This window comes from Pseudomonas sp. NFPP24 (genome assembly GCF_900112095.1).
Lineage (GTDB): Bacteria > Pseudomonadota > Gammaproteobacteria > Pseudomonadales > Pseudomonadaceae > Aquipseudomonas > Aquipseudomonas extremorientalis.
In genome coordinates this window covers 110,504-125,833 of sequence record NZ_FOKD01000003.1, presented here as the reverse complement: position 1 = coordinate 125,833, position 15,330 = coordinate 110,504, and the positions used below count along the sequence as shown (strand labels likewise).

Sequence of the window (15,330 nt, the reverse complement as noted above, 5' to 3'; positions counted from 1 at the left end):
ATGGGGCGCGTATCATACATGAAAAAATCCGCCGGTCCGTTGCCAACTGACCGGCGTATTACGCGTAACGGCTTGAAAATGGCCTGTTGCTGCGACTTATTCGTTGCGCATCAACGGGTAAAGCTCTTTGAGCAATTTGCGACGGCTGATCACCAGTTGCCAACGATGACCACCCAACTGGCGCCACAACCGCGCCGAGCGAATACCGGCCAGCAGCAGGGCGCGGATTTTCGAAGCGTTGTTCGGTTGCTGCAGGTTGCGCATGTCGCCGTGCACCTGGATGCGCTGGCGCAAGGTGCTCAAGGTGTCCTGGTACAGCGCGCCACAGGCGGCGATCACGTTCTCGTGGGCCGGGCCGAAATGTTCCACCTGGGACTGGATCTGCGGCAGGCGCTTGCCGATGACCTCCAGCATGTCCTCGCGCTTGGCCAGCTGGCGCTCGAGGCCGAGCATCGACAGGGCGTAGCGCAACGGCTCGCGTTGCAGGGTGCTGGGGTCGCGCTCCAATGCGCCGATCAGTGCGCGATAACCTTCGCGCAGCGCCAGGTCGTCGCCGCCGTAGACCTCCAGGGTGTCCTTGGGGTCGCGGATCAGCAGGCTGCCGAGCATGCAGGTCAGGCCGGCCTCGGTGACCTGGCCGGTCTTGGCGATCTTGTCCACCAATACCGCGGCGAGGAACACCCCGCCCAGTGCCGTCAATTGCTCCTGGGTCGGGCTCATGCCTTCTGGCTCCAGGCTTCGGCGATTTCAATCACGCCGCCGCCCAGGCAGATTTCGCCGTCGTAGAACACCACGGACTGGCCAGGGGTGACCGCGCGTTGCGGGTCATCGAAGGTGGCGCGGTAGCCGGTGGCGGTTTTTTCCAGGGTGCACGGCTGATCACTCTGGCGATAGCGCACTTTGGCGGTCAGGCGGCGTGGCGTGCTCAGGTCGATCGGGTTGACCCAATAGATTTCCGAAGCGAGCAGAGCGCCGGAGAACAACAGCGGGTGCTCGTTGCCCTGGCCGACGATCAGCACGTTGTTTTCCAGGTCCTTGACCAGCACGTACCATGGCTCTTCACCGGCGTCTTTCAAGCCGCCGATGCCCAGGCCCTGGCGTTGGCCGATGGTGTGGTACATCAGGCCATGGTGACGGCCGATGACGTCGCCTTCGGTGGTGTGGATCTCGCCCGGTTGCGCCGGCAGGTATTGCTTGAGGAAGTCGCTGAAGCGGCGCTCGCCGATAAAGCAGATGCCGGTGGAATCCTTCTTCTTGGCGGTAGCCAGGCCGTGTTTCTCGGCGATCCTGCGCACTTCGGGTTTTTCCAGCTCGCCTACCGGGAACAGGGTCTTGGCGATCTGTTCGCCGCCGACGGCATGCAGGAAGTAGCTCTGGTCCTTGTTCGGGTCCAGGCCCTTGAGCAGTTCGGTGCGGCCATCGATGTCGCGGCGGCGCACGTAGTGGCCAGTGGCGATCAGGTCGGCGCCGAGCATCATGGCGTAGTCGAGGAACGCCTTGAACTTGATTTCGCGGTTGCACAGGATGTCCGGGTTGGGCGTGCGGCCGGCCTTGTATTCGGCCAGGAAGTGCTCGAACACATTGTCCCAGTACTCGGCGGCAAAGTTGGCGGTGTGCAGCTTGATGCCGATCTTGTCGCACACGGCCTGGGCGTCCGCCAGGTCGTCCATGGCGGTGCAATATTCCGTTCCATCGTCTTCTTCCCAGTTCTTCATGAACAGGCCTTCCACCTCATAACCCTGCTCCATGAGCAGAACGGCGGAAACGGAAGAATCCACGCCGCCGGACATGCCGACGATGACGCGCTTCTTTTGTGTGTCAGAAGGGGCTGGATCACGCATAGGGTTTCAACGGGTGTCTTGAAAAAGGACGCGATTCTATCAGGCTCAGGCCTTCAAGGCTAAAGAGAAGGGCGGATCAATTCGAGGCTATGGCGCTGGCCGGCCAGATAATCATCGATACAGCGGATAATCAGCTCGCTGCGCCAGTCGTCGCGTACCGCCATCAGCTCGTCACGGCTCAGCCAGCGGGCGCGGATGATGCCTTCGTCGAGTTGATAGTCCGGGTGGTGTTTCAGGGCTTTGGCGATGAAGCAGACCCGTTGGTAGGTCACGCCGTTGCTGGGGGCGGTGTACAGGTAGATGCCGACGATACCAGTGGCCTCGACGTCCCAGCCGGTTTCTTCGAGGGTTTCGCGGATGGCGGCTTCGGTCAGGGTTTCATGCGGGTCGAGGTGGCCGGCGGGCTGGTTGAGCACGGCGCGGCCGCCCTTGAGTTCTTCGACCATCAGGAACTTGCCGTCGTCTTCGACGAGGGTGGCGACGGTGATGTGGGGTTGCCAGGTCATGGTTGCCTCTGGATTTAAGATGCGGTGCTGTCCTGGAACAGGATAACAGTCAGTGTGGGAGGGGGCTTGCCCCCGATGAGGGCGTGTCAGTTGATCTATCTGTGCCTGACCCACCGCTATCGGGGGGCAAGCCCCCTCCCACATTTTGATTGGGTTTTTTCAGCAAAAAAGCACATAAACAGAAACCCCGGCACAGGGCCGGGGCTTGTTTGCATCCTTACAACCTTACTTCAACTTGGCAATCGCCGCATTGAGGGTGTTGCTTGGGCGCATGGCCTTGCTGGTCAGTTCCGGGTTCGGCGCGTAGTAGCCGCCGATGTCCACTGGCTTGCCTTGGACGGCGTTGAGCTCGGCAACGATGGTTGCCTCGTTCTCGGTCAGGGTCTTGGCCAGTTCGCCGAACTGCGCTTGCAGTGCAGTGTCTTCGGTCTGGGCGGCCAGGGCTTGAGCCCAGTACAGCGCCAGGTAGAAGTGGCTGCCGCGGTTGTCAATGTTGCCGACTTTGCGCGATGGCGACTTGTTGTTGTCGAGGAACTGGCCGGTGGCCTGGTCCAGGGTCTTGGACAGGACCAGGGCTTTCGGGTTGTTGTACGTCACACCCAAATGCTCGAGGGACGCAGCCAGGGCCAGGAACTCGCCCAGGGAATCCCAGCGCAGGAAGTTCTCTTCCACCAGTTGTTGTACGTGCTTCGGCGCCGAACCGCCGGCACCGGTTTCGAACAGGCCACCGCCGTTCATCAGCGGGACGATGGACAGCATCTTCGCGCTGGTGCCCAGTTCCATGATCGGGAACAGGTCGGTCAGGTAGTCGCGCAGAACGTTGCCGGTCACCGAGATGGTGTCCAGGCCCTTGCGGGTGCGCTCCAGGGTGAACTTCATCGCGTCGACCGGCGACATGATGCGGATGTCCAGGCCTTCGGTGTTGTGGTCTTTCAGGTAAGCCTGAACCTTCTCGACCACGACGCCGTCGTGTGCACGCTGAGGGTCCAGCCAGAAGATGGCCGGGGTGTTGCTGGCGCGGGCACGGTTGACGGCCAGTTTGACCCAGTCCTGGATCGGCGCGTCTTTGGTCTGGCACATGCGGAAGATGTCGCCGGCTTCGACTTTCTGTTCCATCAGCAGGTTGCCCTTGCTGTCGGTGACGCGGACTACGCCGTCAGCCTTGATCTGGAAAGTCTTGTCGTGGGAGCCGTACTCTTCGGCTTTCTTCGCCATCAGGCCGACGTTCGGCACGCTGCCCATGGTGGTTGGGTCGAAGGCGCCATTGGCCTTGCAGTCTTCGATGACCGCCTGGTAGATGGTGGCGTAGCAGCGATCCGGGATCACCGCCTTGGTGTCGTGCAGCTGGCCGTCGGTGCCCCACATCTTGCCGGAGTCACGGATCATGGCCGGCATCGAGGCGTCGACGATCACGTCGCTCGGCACGTGCAGGTTGGTGATGCCTTTGTCGGAGTTGACCATCGCCAGGGCAGGGCGAGCCGCGTAGACGGCCTGGATGTCAGCTTCGATCTGCGCTTGCTGCTCGGCCGGCAGGGCCTTGATGCGCGCGTACAGGTCGCCGATGCCGTTGTTCAGGTTGAAACCGATCTGCTCCAGCACGGTGGCGTGCTTGGCCAGGGCGTCTTTATAGAACTCGGCAACGATCTGGCCGAACATGATCGGGTCGGAGACCTTCATCATGGTGGCTTTCAGGTGAACCGACAGCAGCACGCCTTGTTTCTTGGCGTCTTCGATTTCAGCGGCGATGAACGCACGCAGGGCTTTCTTGCTCAGCACGGCGGTGTCGATGATTTCGCCGGCCTGTACCGAGGTCTTTTCCTTCAGGACGGTGGCGGTGCCGTCCTGGGCGATCAGCTCGATTTTGACAGCATCAGCGCCTTCGATCTGTACGGCTTTTTCGCTGCCGTAGAAGTCGCCATTGCTCATGTGGGCGACGTGCGACTTGGAGTCGGCAGTCCAGGCGCCCATTTTGTGCGGGTGCTTGCGCGCGTAGTTCTTGACCGACAGCGGTGCGCGGCGGTCGGAGTTGCCTTCGCGCAGTACCGGGTTCACGGCGCTGCCCTTGACCTTGTCGTAACGTGCGCGGGTTTCTTTTTCCGCGTCGGTGGTTACGGTTTCCGGGTAGTCCGGCAGGGCGTAGCCCTGGGCCTGAAGTTCCTTGATCGCGGCTTGCAGCTGCGGGGTCGAGGCGCTGATGTTAGGCAGTTTGATGATGTTGGCTTCAGGCGTAACGGCCAGGTCGCCCAGTTCGGCGAGGTGGTCCGGGATAGCCTTGGCACCCAGTTGCTCGGGGAAGCTTGCGAGGATGCGCGCGGCGAGGGAGATGTCGCGGGTTTCCACGGCAATATCAGCGGAAGCGGTGAAGGCCTCTACGATAGGCAGCAGTGAATAGGTGGCGAGGGCCGGGGCTTCGTCGGTGAAGGTGTAGATGATCTTCGAGCGGGTGGGCATATTCGGATTAACTCTCTTCTTTGCTGAAAGCGTGCGCAGAAACTCGAGATGCGCCGGGTGGAGCGCGTTCGTTCAAAGTCATCCATGAGCGAAATGTCGAGGTTTCTTCGCGGTGATGTTGGGTTGCATCAGTCGAGCGTCAAGCGGGTGGACTATTGTAATAGTCCTGCTTTGTAGCGGAAGGCTGTGTTCTAGAGCGGTCCGCCGTCGTGACTCTTTGGTCAGCGGCGGCATTATACATAGGTCGCTATGCTTACGCCGAGCCTTCATACAAAAGGTGTGTCGTCCATTGGTCTAAAGGTCGCAGGTACCCGATTGCGACGAAAGTCGCACGATGTGCTCAAGATTGGCGATTTTGCCTTTGCTTTCAGGCTTGTAGGCGACAAATTATGCTGTTTTCGATGCAAATGAGCATGGCGCGAGGTTTCAGTCGCCATTTATCTGGAGTAGGCTCGAACGCAGCCAGATGTTCAATCCATAGATGGAGTTCAGCATGGGATACAAGAAGATTCAGGTTCCGGCAGTCGGCGACAAAATCACCGTCAATGCAGACCATTCTCTCAATGTTCCTGACCAACCGATCATCCCTTACATTGAAGGTGACGGTATCGGTGTCGACATCAGCCCGGTGATGATCAAGGTAGTCGACGCCGCTGTTGAAAAGGCCTACGGCGGCAAGCGCAAGATCTCCTGGATGGAGGTTTATGCTGGCGAGAAAGCAACTCAAGTCTACGACCAGGACACCTGGCTGCCCCAGGAAACCCTGGATGCAGTCAAGGATTACGTGGTCTCCATCAAGGGCCCGCTGACCACCCCGGTGGGTGGCGGCATCCGTTCGCTGAACGTGGCCCTGCGCCAGCAACTCGACCTGTATGTGTGCCTGCGCCCGGTGCGCTGGTTCGAAGGCGTGCCCAGCCCGGTCAAGAAGCCTGGCGACGTGGACATGACGATCTTCCGGGAAAACTCCGAAGATATTTACGCCGGTATCGAGTGGAAGGCAGGTTCGCCTGAGGCGATCAAGGTGATCAAGTTCCTCAAGGAAGAAATGGGCGTGACCAAGATCCGTTTCGACCAGGATTGCGGGATTGGCGTGAAGCCGGTCTCGAAGGAGGGTACCAAGCGCTTGGCGCGCAAAGCCCTGCAATATGTAGTGGATAACGACCGCGACTCGCTGACCATCGTGCACAAAGGCAACATCATGAAGTTCACCGAAGGTGCCTTCAAGGAATGGGCCTATGAGGTGGCGGCTGAAGAATTTGGTGCGACGCTGCTGGATGGCGGCCCATGGATGCAGTTCAAGAACCCCAAGACTGGCAAGAATGTGGTGGTCAAGGATGCTATCGCCGACGCCATGCTCCAGCAGATCCTGTTGCGTCCGGCTGAGTATGATGTGATCGCCACCCTCAACCTGAACGGCGACTACCTGTCTGATGCGCTGGCGGCGGAAGTGGGGGGGATCGGTATTGCGCCGGGTGCCAACCTTTCGGATACCGTGGCGATGTTCGAGGCGACCCACGGTACTGCGCCGAAGTATGCGGGCAAGGATCAGGTCAACCCGGGGTCGCTGATTCTGTCGGCCGAGATGATGCTGCGCCATATGGGTTGGACCGAGGCGGCGGATTTGATCATCAAGGGCACTAATGGCGCGATTTCTGCCAAGACTGTGACTTATGACTTCGAGCGTCTGATGGATGGCGCCACCCTGGTGTCTTCGTCTGGCTTCGGTGATGCGCTGATCTCGCACATGTAAGCGACAGGGGTAAAAAAACCGGCCACACCGTAAACGGGATGGCCGGTTTTTTTATTGGGCGCCTGCTCGGTGGCTGATCAGGCTAATTGCTCTTTTGATTTTTGAGCGACGCCCTCTTTGGCTGTGCCGATGGTGACTGGCGCACTGATTTCGATCGCGTGCTTGCCTTTGGGCCCCTGAATAATGTCAAAGGAGACCGGCTGCCCCGCTTTCAGCGTTTTATAACCGTCCATTTTGATCGCTGAGTAATGCGCAAAAAGGTCTTCATCCTTGCCGTCTTCAATAATGAAGCCGTACCCTTTGGCATTGTTGAACCACTTGACCTTACCGCTTGCCATACCCATATCCCTCTGCACCAGACTCCATCACTGGAGTATCATCCAGTTTATCCGTCCTAACCCGAATAAATAAGGTTGACTGCGCGGACCTTTTTTACCCACTGTGGGTTCTATTGGTTGTAACACCGTTTCGCCGATAGTCAAGGCGACCAGTCGGTCAGAGTTGAAATTCTGACAGGTCGCCCCCACCACTGTATTTGAACCACTGACGAACCTTTCTTTCCATGCATGCAAACAGCCAGATTCGACTAACATTCAATCAGGATCGACCGGATCAGCAACATGATGACGACGGTTCTGCAGGCATTGCTGTTCAGGAGGCCAAGCCTGCTCTACAGGCGCCGCCGATGTACAAGGTGGTTTTGTTCAATGATGACTACACACCGATGGATTTCGTGGTCGAAGTGCTCGAGGTGTTTTTTAACCTGAACCGCGAGTTGGCGACCAAGGTAATGCTGGCCGTTCACACAGAAGGACGGGCAGTATGTGGAGTGTTTACCCGCGACATCGCCGAGACAAAGGCCATGCAGGTCAACCAGTACGCCAGGGAAAGCCAGCATCCGCTACTCTGTGAAATCGAGAAGGACGGTTAACGCCGACCACTTGGGTATGAGGTGAAGCTATGTTAAACCGCGAGCTCGAAGTCACCCTCAATCTTGCCTTCAAGGAGGCTCGTTCGAAGCGTCATGAGTTCATGACCGTCGAACACCTGCTGCTGGCACTTTTGGATAACGAAGCTGCCGCCACCGTTCTACGTGCGTGCGGCGCCAACCTCGACAAACTCAAGCATGACCTGCAGGAGTTTATCGACTCCACAACGCCACTTATTCCAGTCCACGATGAAGACCGTGAGACCCAGCCAACCCTGGGCTTCCAGCGGGTGCTTCAGCGTGCCGTGTTCCATGTTCAGAGCTCCGGTAAGCGTGAAGTCACGGGCGCCAATGTGCTGGTGGCGATTTTCAGCGAACAGGAAAGCCAGGCAGTGTTCCTGCTCAAACAGCAGAGCGTTGCCCGTATCGATGTCGTCAACTACATCGCCCACGGTATCTCCAAGGTGCCCGGGCACGGCGATCATTCCGAGGGTGAGCAGGATATGCAGGACGACGAGGGCGGTGAGTCTTCTTCTTCGGGCAATCCACTGGATGCCTATGCCAGCAACCTCAACGAACTGGCGCGCCAGGGGCGGATCGATCCGCTGGTGGGGCGTGAGCTCGAGGTTGAGCGTGTCGCGCAGATCCTCGCGCGTCGTCGCAAGAACAACCCGTTGCTGGTGGGCGAGGCAGGCGTGGGTAAAACCGCGATTGCCGAAGGCCTGGCCAAGCGCATCGTGGATAACCAGGTGCCGGACCTGCTGGCCAACAGCGTCGTCTACTCCCTTGACCTGGGCGCCTTGCTCGCCGGGACCAAGTACCGTGGCGACTTCGAGAAGCGCTTCAAGGCGCTGCTCGGTGAGCTGAAAAAACGCCCGCAGGCGATCCTGTTCATCGACGAAATCCACACCATCATTGGTGCCGGTGCGGCCTCCGGTGGGGTGATGGATGCCTCCAACCTGCTCAAGCCGCTGCTGTCGTCGGGTGATATACGCTGCATCGGCTCGACCACGTTCCAGGAATTCCGTGGCATCTTCGAGAAAGACCGTGCCCTGGCACGTCGCTTCCAGAAGGTCGACGTGTCCGAACCTTCGGTAGAGGACACCATCGGCATCCTGCGCGGGCTCAAGGGGCGCTTCGAGGCGCACCATGGCATCGAGTACACCGATGAAGCACTGCGTTCAGCCGCTGAGCTGGCGTCGCGCTACATCAATGACCGGCACATGCCGGACAAGGCCATCGACGTAATCGACGAAGCCGGTGCCTACCAGCGTCTGCAGCCGGTCGAGAAGCGTGTAAAACGCATCGACGTGCCGCAGGTCGAGGATATTGTGGCGAAGATCGCGCGGATTCCGCCAAAACACGTCACCAGCTCCGACAAGGAGTTGCTGCGTAACCTGGAGCGCGACCTCAAGCTGACCGTGTTCGGTCAGGATGCGGCCATCGACTCGCTGTCCACCGCGATCAAGCTGTCGCGTGCAGGCCTCAAGTCGCCGGACAAGCCGGTGGGTTCGTTCCTGTTTGCCGGCCCGACCGGTGTCGGCAAGACCGAAGCGGCCCGGCAACTGGCCAAGGCCATGGGTATCGAGCTGGTGCGGTTCGACATGTCCGAATACATGGAGCGTCACACCGTGTCGCGCCTGATCGGCGCGCCTCCGGGTTATGTCGGTTTCGACCAGGGCGGCCTGTTGACCGAGGCGATCACCAAGCAACCGCACTGCGTGCTGCTGCTCGATGAAATCGAGAAGGCCCACCCTGAAGTCTTCAACCTGCTGCTGCAGGTGATGGATCACGGGACCCTGACCGACAACAACGGGCGCAAGGCGGATTTCCGCAACGTGATCGTGATCATGACCACCAACGCCGGTGCCGAAACGGCCGCGCGGGCTTCCATTGGCTTCGCGCACCAGGATCACTCGTCCGATGCGATGGAAGTCATCAAGAAGAGCTTCACGCCTGAGTTCCGCAACCGCCTGGACACCATTATCCAGTTTGGTCGCCTCAGCCATGAGGTTATCAAGAGCGTGGTGGACAAGTTCCTCACCGAGCTCCAGGCGCAGTTGGAAGACAAGCGCGTGCAGCTGGAGGTCACGGACGCGGCGCGCAGCTGGCTGGCCGAAGGCGGCTACGATGCGGCAATGGGCGCACGCCCAATGGCGCGTCTGATCCAGGACAAGATCAAGCGGCCGCTGGCCGAAGAGATCCTGTTTGGCGAGCTTTCCGACCATGGTGGCGTAGTGCACATCGACCTGAAGGATGGCGAGCTGACCTTCGAGTTCGAAACCACGGCTGAAATGGCCTGATCCATAGCGGCGAGCGTCAATGTGGGAGGGGGCTTGCCCCCGATAGCAGTGTTTCAGTCGCTACATGGGTGACTGATCTACCGCTATCGGGAGCAAGCCCCCTCCCGCATTGGGTTGTGGCACTTGGTAAATAGCACGCACACAAAAACGCCCGGCATAACCGGGCGTTTTGTATTGACTTGCTTAGCGAGCGCGGTAAGTGATGCGCCCTTTGCTCAAGTCATAGGGCGTCAGCTCGACGCGCACTTTGTCACCGGTAAGAATACGAATGTAGTTCTTGCGCATCTTGCCGGAGATATGCGCGGTTACGACGTGCCCATTTTCCAACTCCACACGAAACATGGTGTTGGGCAGGGTGTCGACGACAGTGCCTTCCATTTCGAAGCTGTCTTCTTTCGACATGCAGTAAAGCCCTCGGTATCCAGTGAATGGCCCGGTGCAACTGCGCCAGGCAAAAGCGGCGTGCATTGTGCCCGAAAAAGGGTGTTCAAGCCAAGGGGTTCTAGTTAAGCACGACCCATCTTTGATTAATCAGCAGTTCAATGGGCCGATATTGGGTCTTGTAGTTCATCTTTTTGCAGTTCTTGATCCAGTAGCCGAGGTACACCGCCTCCAGTTCCTGGCGCAAGGCTTCGCCAATCTGCCAGAGGATCGCAAAGCGTCCCAGGCTGCGGCGTTCTTCGGCGGGTTCATAGAAGGTGTAGACCGCCGACAGGCCGTTAGGCAACAGATCGGTCACCGCGACAGCCACCAGCCGACCGTCCGCACGAAATTCGTAGAAGCGCGAGAAGGGCAGGTCGCGGACCAGGAACGTGGAAAACTGATCGCGGCTGGGCGGGAACATATCGCCGTCAGCGTGGCGTTGCTCGATGTAGCGCTGGTAAAGGTCGAAATATTCTTCGGTGAAGCGCGGCTTGGCCGACGTCACCGTCAGGTCGGCGTTGCGTTTGAGGATGCGTTTCTGGTTGCGGTCCGGTAGAAACTGCGCAACGGGGATGCGTGCGGGCACGCAGGCATTACAGTTCTGGCAATGCGGCCGGTACAGATGATCGCCACTGCGCCGAAACCCCATCTCCGACAGGTCGGCATACACATGCACGTCCATAGGCTGGCTGGGGTCGAGGAACAGCGTGGTGGCCTGCTCGTCGGGCAGATAGCTGCAAGAGTGGGGTTGAGTGGCATAAAACTTCAAACGCGCCAACTCGGTCATGATCAACCCTCGGATAAGCTTTGAAATAAGTGTAAGCCAGGAGCGCGGATGTCGCCTAGGAAACCCACGGTCCGGCGTTGGGCTGGTCCAGATGGTCGTGCAGGAACCCTGCGAAGTCGCTGCGGGATATGGCGCGGGCACCCAGGCTGTGCAGGTGATCGTTGGGCATCTGGCAGTCGATCAGCACAAAGCCCCAGGCCTGCAATTGATGGGTCAGCGTGGCAAAGCCGAATTTCGAAGCGTTGTCGGCGCGGCTGAACATGGACTCACCAAAAAACAGCTGGCCCATTGCGAGGCCGTAGAGGCCGCCTACCAGTTCACCCTTGTCCCAGACCTCCACCGAATGCGCGTAGCCGCGCTGGTGCAGTTCCAGATAGGCGCTCTGGATGCCTTCGGTGATCCAGGTGCCATCGGCATAGGCGCGTGGCGCCGCGCAGGCCTGGATAACGGCGGCGAAGTCCTGGTCGAAGGTCACGCTGTAGCGCTGTTGGCGCAACAGTTTGCCCAGGCTGCGCGATACATGCAGTTCGTCGGGGAATATCACGGTGCGTGGGTCGGGCGACCACCAGAGGATCGGTTGGCCCTCTGAAAACCAGGGGAAGCAGCCGTGACGGTAGGCTTGGATCAGCCGTTCGGCGCTGAGATCACCGCCGGCGGCGAGCAAGCCATTGGGTTCGCGCATGGCCTTGGCCAGTGGGGGGAAAGTCAGTGAATCGCGTTGTAACCAGGTCAGCATGGCATCCAGGCTTTACGGAAGGGGAGGGGAGTGGCAGGAATGACACCTGCGGCGGCAGTGCTGATTATTGTCGACCTGGCGCCATCGGACCAGCCCGGATCGGACATTAAGGTGGATTAGCGTGAGCAGGTGTTTCTGCAACTCTATGCCGGGGGCGTGGTCGTAATCGGGTCTGTTCCATGCAGGCCATTTGCCAAGCTTGCCTCGATTGGTAAAAACAGCTCATAAGCCTTTGTCAGCAAAGACAATGCATGCTCAAATTGAACATCTTGTGACACACAATTGGCTATGCTGCTGGAAGAGCGCCAAGCGGCGTGGCATCAGGGACACAAACCCGTACAATGCGGCCATTGTGGCGTTATCGTCATTTCATCCAGCAATAGTCCGGTGTTAAACAGTAGATTCAACGACGCTCGTTCATTTTTCAGCTGCTCGGATTGGGCAGTATTTGCAGTCATTCAACAGATGGACGCGCTAAAGGCGCAGGAAAAGACCCGTTTTGAAGAAATCCGCCGCAACACCTAAAGCAGCAGTCGTGCCGGCCTGGCGCCAGCACCTGCATTATCGCCTCAAGGAAGGTGCGCTGATCGCGATCGGCGCGCTGTGCCTGTTCCTGATGATGGCCTTGCTGACCTATGGCAAGGACGATCCGGGCTGGAGCCACAACAGCAAGATCGAAGACGTGCAGAACTTCGGTGGCCCTGCCGGTTCCTACAGCGCCGATATCCTGTTTATGGTGCTGGGTTACTTCGCCTATATCTTCCCGTTGCTGCTGGCGATCAAGACCTGGCAGATCTTCCGCCAGCGCCATGAGCCGTGGCAGTGGAGCGGCTGGCTGTTCTCCTGGCGCCTGATCGGCCTGGTGTTCCTGGTGTTGTCCGGCGCGGCGCTGGCGCATATCCATTTCCATGCACCCACCGGCCTGCCGGCGGGCGCCGGTGGTGCGCTGGGCGAAAGCCTCGGCGACCTGGCGCGCCGGACCCTGAATATCCAGGGCAGTACCCTGATGTTCATCGCCTTGTTCCTGTTCGGCCTCACCGTGTTCACCGACCTGTCATGGTTCAAGGTGATGGACGTGACCGGCAAGATCACCCTCGACCTGCTGGAGCTGTTCCAGGGCGCCGCCAATCGCTGGTGGGCGGCCCGTGTCGACCGCAAGCGCATGGTGGCCCAACTGCGTGAGGTCGACACCCGTGTCAACGAAGTGGTGGCCCCGAGCACACCGGACCGGCGTGAGCAGGCCAAGGTCAAGGAACGCCTGATCGAACGCGAACAGGCCTTGAGCAAGCACATGTCGGACCGCGAGAAGCAGGTGCCGCCAGTGATTGCTCCCGCGCCGCCCAAGCCGGCCGAACCGAGCCATCGCGTACAGAAAGAGAAACAGGCGCCGTTGTTCATCGACAGCGCCGTCGAAGGCACCTTGCCGCCGATCTCGATCCTCGACCCGGCCGAAAAGAAACAACTCAACTATTCCCCAGAGTCCCTGGCGGCCGTCGGCCACCTGCTGGAAATCAAACTCAAGGAATTCGGCGTCGAAGTCTCGGTGGACTCCATCCATCCCGGCCCGGTGATCACCCGTTACGAAATCCAGCCGGCCGCCGGTGTGAAGGTCAGCCGCATCGCCAACCTGGCGAAAGACCTGGCCCGCTCCCTGGCCGTGACCAGCGTGCGCGTGGTGGAAGTCATTCCCGGCAAGACCACCGTGGGTATCGAGATTCCCAACGAAGACCGCCAGATCGTGCGCTTCTCCGAAGTGCTGTCGACGCCCGAGTACGACAACTTCAAGTCGCCGGTCACCCTGGCCCTGGGCCATGACATCGGTGGCAAGCCGGTGATCACCGACCTGGCGAAGATGCCCCACCTGCTGGTCGCCGGTACCACCGGTTCCGGTAAGTCGGTGGGGGTGAACGCGATGATCCTGTCGATCCTGTTCAAGTCCGGCCCGGAAGACGCCAAGCTGATCATGATCGACCCGAAGATGTTGGAACTGTCGATCTACGAAGGCATTCCACACCTGCTGTGCCCGGTGGTCACCGACATGAAGGACGCCGCCAACGCCCTGCGCTGGAGCGTTGCCGAGATGGAGCGCCGCTACAAGCTGATGGCGAAGATGGGCGTGCGTAACCTGTCGGGCTTCAACGCCAAGATCAAGGAAGCCCAGGAACGCGGCGAGACCATCGACGATCCGTTGTACCGGCGCGAAAGCATTCACGACGAAGCGCCAAAGCTGACCAAGCTGCCGACCATTGTGGTGGTGGTCGACGAATTCGCCGACATGATGATGATTGTCGGCAAGAAGGTTGAAGAGCTGATCGCGCGTATTGCCCAGAAGGCCCGTGCCGCCGGTATTCACTTGATCCTTGCCACCCAGCGGCCGTCGGTGGACGTGATCACCGGCCTGATCAAGGCCAACATCCCGACGCGCATGGCGTTCCAGGTGTCGAGCAAGATCGACTCGCGGACCATCATCGACCAGGGGGGCGCCGAACAACTGCTCGGCCATGGCGACATGCTCTACATGCCGCCGGGCACCAGCCTGCCGATCCGGGTGCACGGCGCCTTTGTTTCCGACGATGAAGTGCATCGTGTGGTGGAAGCCTGGAAACTGCGCGGCGCACCGGAGTACAACGATGACATCCTCGCCGGTGTGGAAGAAGCCGGCAGCGGCTTCGATGGCGGCAGCGGCGGTGGCGACGATGATGCCGAGACCGATGCGCTGTACGATGAAGCCGTGGCGTTCGTGCTCGAAAGCCGTCGAGCCTCGATTTCCGCGGTGCAACGCAAGTTGAAAATCGGCTACAACCGTGCCGCTCGTATGATCGAAGCCATGGAAAACGCTGGCGTCGTGACCGCAATGAACACCAACGGCTCGCGTGAAGTCATTGCCCCCGGGCAGATGCGCGACTGATCCCGCGCCGCGTGACAGCACGCGGCGCGTCCTGACTACTCAATGAGGACTCCCATGCGCTTTATCCGCATGCTGTTGTTGCCGGCACTGGCCCTGACCGCTGTTTCGGCTCACGCTGACCCGGCCTCCGTCGCCAGCCTGAAGAATCTGCTCGACAAATCCCAGACCCTGACCGCGCGCTTCTCCCAGTTGACCCTGGATGCCGGCGGCACCCAGTTGCAGGAAACCGCCGGCGAAATGGCCGTGCAGCGTCCTGGCCTGTTCTACTGGCACACCGAGGGCAAGGCCGAGCAGACCATCGTGTCCGATGGCCAGAAGGTCACCCTGTGGGACCCGGACCTGGAACAGGCGACCATCAAGAAGCTCGACCCGCGCCTGAACCAGACCCCGGCGCTGTTGCTCTCAGGTGACGTGTCGAAGATCAACGACAGCTTCGACATCACCTCCAAGCAGACCAGCAACGTGATCGAATTCACCCTCAAGCCGAAATCCAAGGACACGCTGTTTGACACCCTGTCCTTGTCGTTCGGTAACGGCGTGATCAACAACATGCGCCTGATCGACAGCGTCGGCCAGCGCACCGATATCCTGTTCTCCGGGGTCAAGGCCAACCAGCCGGTACCGGCGTCCAAGTTCAAGTTCGACATCCCCAAGGGTGCCGACGTGATCCAGGAATAAATTCCCCAGAGGTTTCAAA

Annotated in this window: 14 protein-coding genes; 6 read left to right on the top strand and 8 right to left on the bottom strand. The window is 59.7% G+C overall.

All coding sequences use genetic code 11. The annotated features are described in order from the left end of the window. Positions 1 to 96: 96 nt before the first annotated feature. The 4 genes from hflD to BM026_RS07375 all read right to left on the bottom strand — a co-directional run bounded on the left by hflD (position 97) and on the right by BM026_RS07375 (position 4,798). The gene (gene hflD / locus BM026_RS07390) at positions 97 to 720 is read right to left on the bottom strand and encodes a high frequency lysogenization protein HflD (RefSeq protein ID WP_058425015.1); all 624 of its coding nucleotides are present in this window, start codon (positions 718 to 720) and stop codon (positions 97 to 99) included. Then, the gene (gene mnmA / locus BM026_RS07385) at positions 717 to 1,841 is read right to left on the bottom strand and encodes a tRNA 2-thiouridine(34) synthase MnmA (RefSeq protein ID WP_071491899.1); all 1,125 of its coding nucleotides are present in this window, start codon (positions 1,839 to 1,841) and stop codon (positions 717 to 719) included. The genes hflD and mnmA overlap by 4 nt, the downstream gene beginning before the upstream one ends. A gap of 59 nt (positions 1,842 to 1,900) precedes the next feature. Continuing rightward, positions 1,901 to 2,347: an NUDIX hydrolase gene (locus BM026_RS07380; protein WP_093123827.1), complete on the bottom strand. Its 447-nt coding sequence runs from the start codon at positions 2,345 to 2,347 to the stop codon at positions 1,901 to 1,903. A gap of 225 nt (positions 2,348 to 2,572) precedes the next feature. Then, a complete protein-coding gene (locus BM026_RS07375; RefSeq protein WP_093527843.1) occupies positions 2,573 to 4,798 on the bottom strand; it encodes an NADP-dependent isocitrate dehydrogenase in 2,226 nt (741 codons plus the stop codon). A 493-nt stretch (positions 4,799 to 5,291) separates the two neighbouring features. On the opposite strand from BM026_RS07375, the gene icd reads away from it, so the two are divergent. Continuing rightward, the gene (gene icd / locus BM026_RS07370) at positions 5,292 to 6,548 is read left to right on the top strand and encodes an NADP-dependent isocitrate dehydrogenase (RefSeq protein ID WP_028616796.1); all 1,257 of its coding nucleotides are present in this window, start codon (positions 5,292 to 5,294) and stop codon (positions 6,546 to 6,548) included. A gap of 77 nt (positions 6,549 to 6,625) precedes the next feature. Here icd and cspD read toward each other — a convergent pair whose 3' ends face one another. Continuing rightward, entirely contained in the window at positions 6,626 to 6,892 is a 267-nt protein-coding gene (gene cspD / locus BM026_RS07365; RefSeq protein ID WP_092245095.1) for a cold shock domain-containing protein CspD, read from the bottom strand. Between the two features lie 218 nt (positions 6,893 to 7,110). On the opposite strand from cspD, the gene clpS reads away from it, so the two are divergent. Further along, entirely contained in the window at positions 7,111 to 7,479 is a 369-nt protein-coding gene (clpS, locus tag BM026_RS07360) for an ATP-dependent Clp protease adapter ClpS (protein WP_071491895.1), read from the top strand. Positions 7,480 to 7,508: 29 nt separating this feature from the next. Then, on the top strand, positions 7,509 to 9,779 hold the full coding sequence (clpA, locus tag BM026_RS07355) for an ATP-dependent Clp protease ATP-binding subunit ClpA (protein WP_071491894.1): 2,271 nt from the start codon (positions 7,509 to 7,511) through the stop codon (positions 9,777 to 9,779). 183 nt (positions 9,780 to 9,962) lie between these two features. Here the strand turns inward: clpA and infA are convergent, their stop codons facing one another. The 3 genes from infA to aat form a co-directional block, all read right to left on the bottom strand. Next, positions 9,963 to 10,181: a translation initiation factor IF-1 gene (gene infA / locus BM026_RS07350; RefSeq protein ID WP_002553999.1), complete on the bottom strand. Its 219-nt coding sequence runs from the start codon at positions 10,179 to 10,181 to the stop codon at positions 9,963 to 9,965. A 100-nt stretch (positions 10,182 to 10,281) separates the two neighbouring features. Beyond that, on the bottom strand, positions 10,282 to 10,989 hold the full coding sequence (locus BM026_RS07345) for an arginyltransferase (RefSeq protein WP_071491893.1): 708 nt from the start codon (positions 10,987 to 10,989) through the stop codon (positions 10,282 to 10,284). A gap of 55 nt (positions 10,990 to 11,044) precedes the next feature. Continuing rightward, positions 11,045 to 11,725: a leucyl/phenylalanyl-tRNA--protein transferase gene (gene aat, locus BM026_RS07340; RefSeq protein ID WP_071491892.1), complete on the bottom strand. Its 681-nt coding sequence runs from the start codon at positions 11,723 to 11,725 to the stop codon at positions 11,045 to 11,047. A gap of 288 nt (positions 11,726 to 12,013) precedes the next feature. On the opposite strand from aat, the gene BM026_RS28880 reads away from it, so the two are divergent. Genes BM026_RS28880 through lolA form a run of 3 tightly spaced genes read left to right on the top strand, consistent with a single transcriptional unit; the run spans position 12,014 to position 15,311 of the window. Further along, positions 12,014 to 12,250, top strand: coding sequence for a hypothetical protein (locus BM026_RS28880; protein WP_139217544.1), 237 nt, complete (start codon positions 12,014 to 12,016; stop codon positions 12,248 to 12,250). Then, positions 12,225 to 14,633 (top strand): DNA translocase FtsK, encoded by a 2,409-nt coding sequence (locus BM026_RS07335; protein ID WP_071491891.1) that lies wholly within the window; start codon positions 12,225 to 12,227, stop codon positions 14,631 to 14,633. Before BM026_RS28880 ends, BM026_RS07335 begins: the two co-directional genes overlap by 26 nt. A gap of 54 nt (positions 14,634 to 14,687) precedes the next feature. Next, positions 14,688 to 15,311 carry an outer membrane lipoprotein periplasmic chaperone LolA gene (gene lolA, locus BM026_RS07330; protein ID WP_071491890.1) on the top strand — a complete coding sequence of 208 codons (624 nt, stop codon included), beginning with the start codon at positions 14,688 to 14,690 and terminating at the stop codon, positions 15,309 to 15,311. The last annotated feature ends 19 nt before the right edge of the window (positions 15,312 to 15,330 follow it).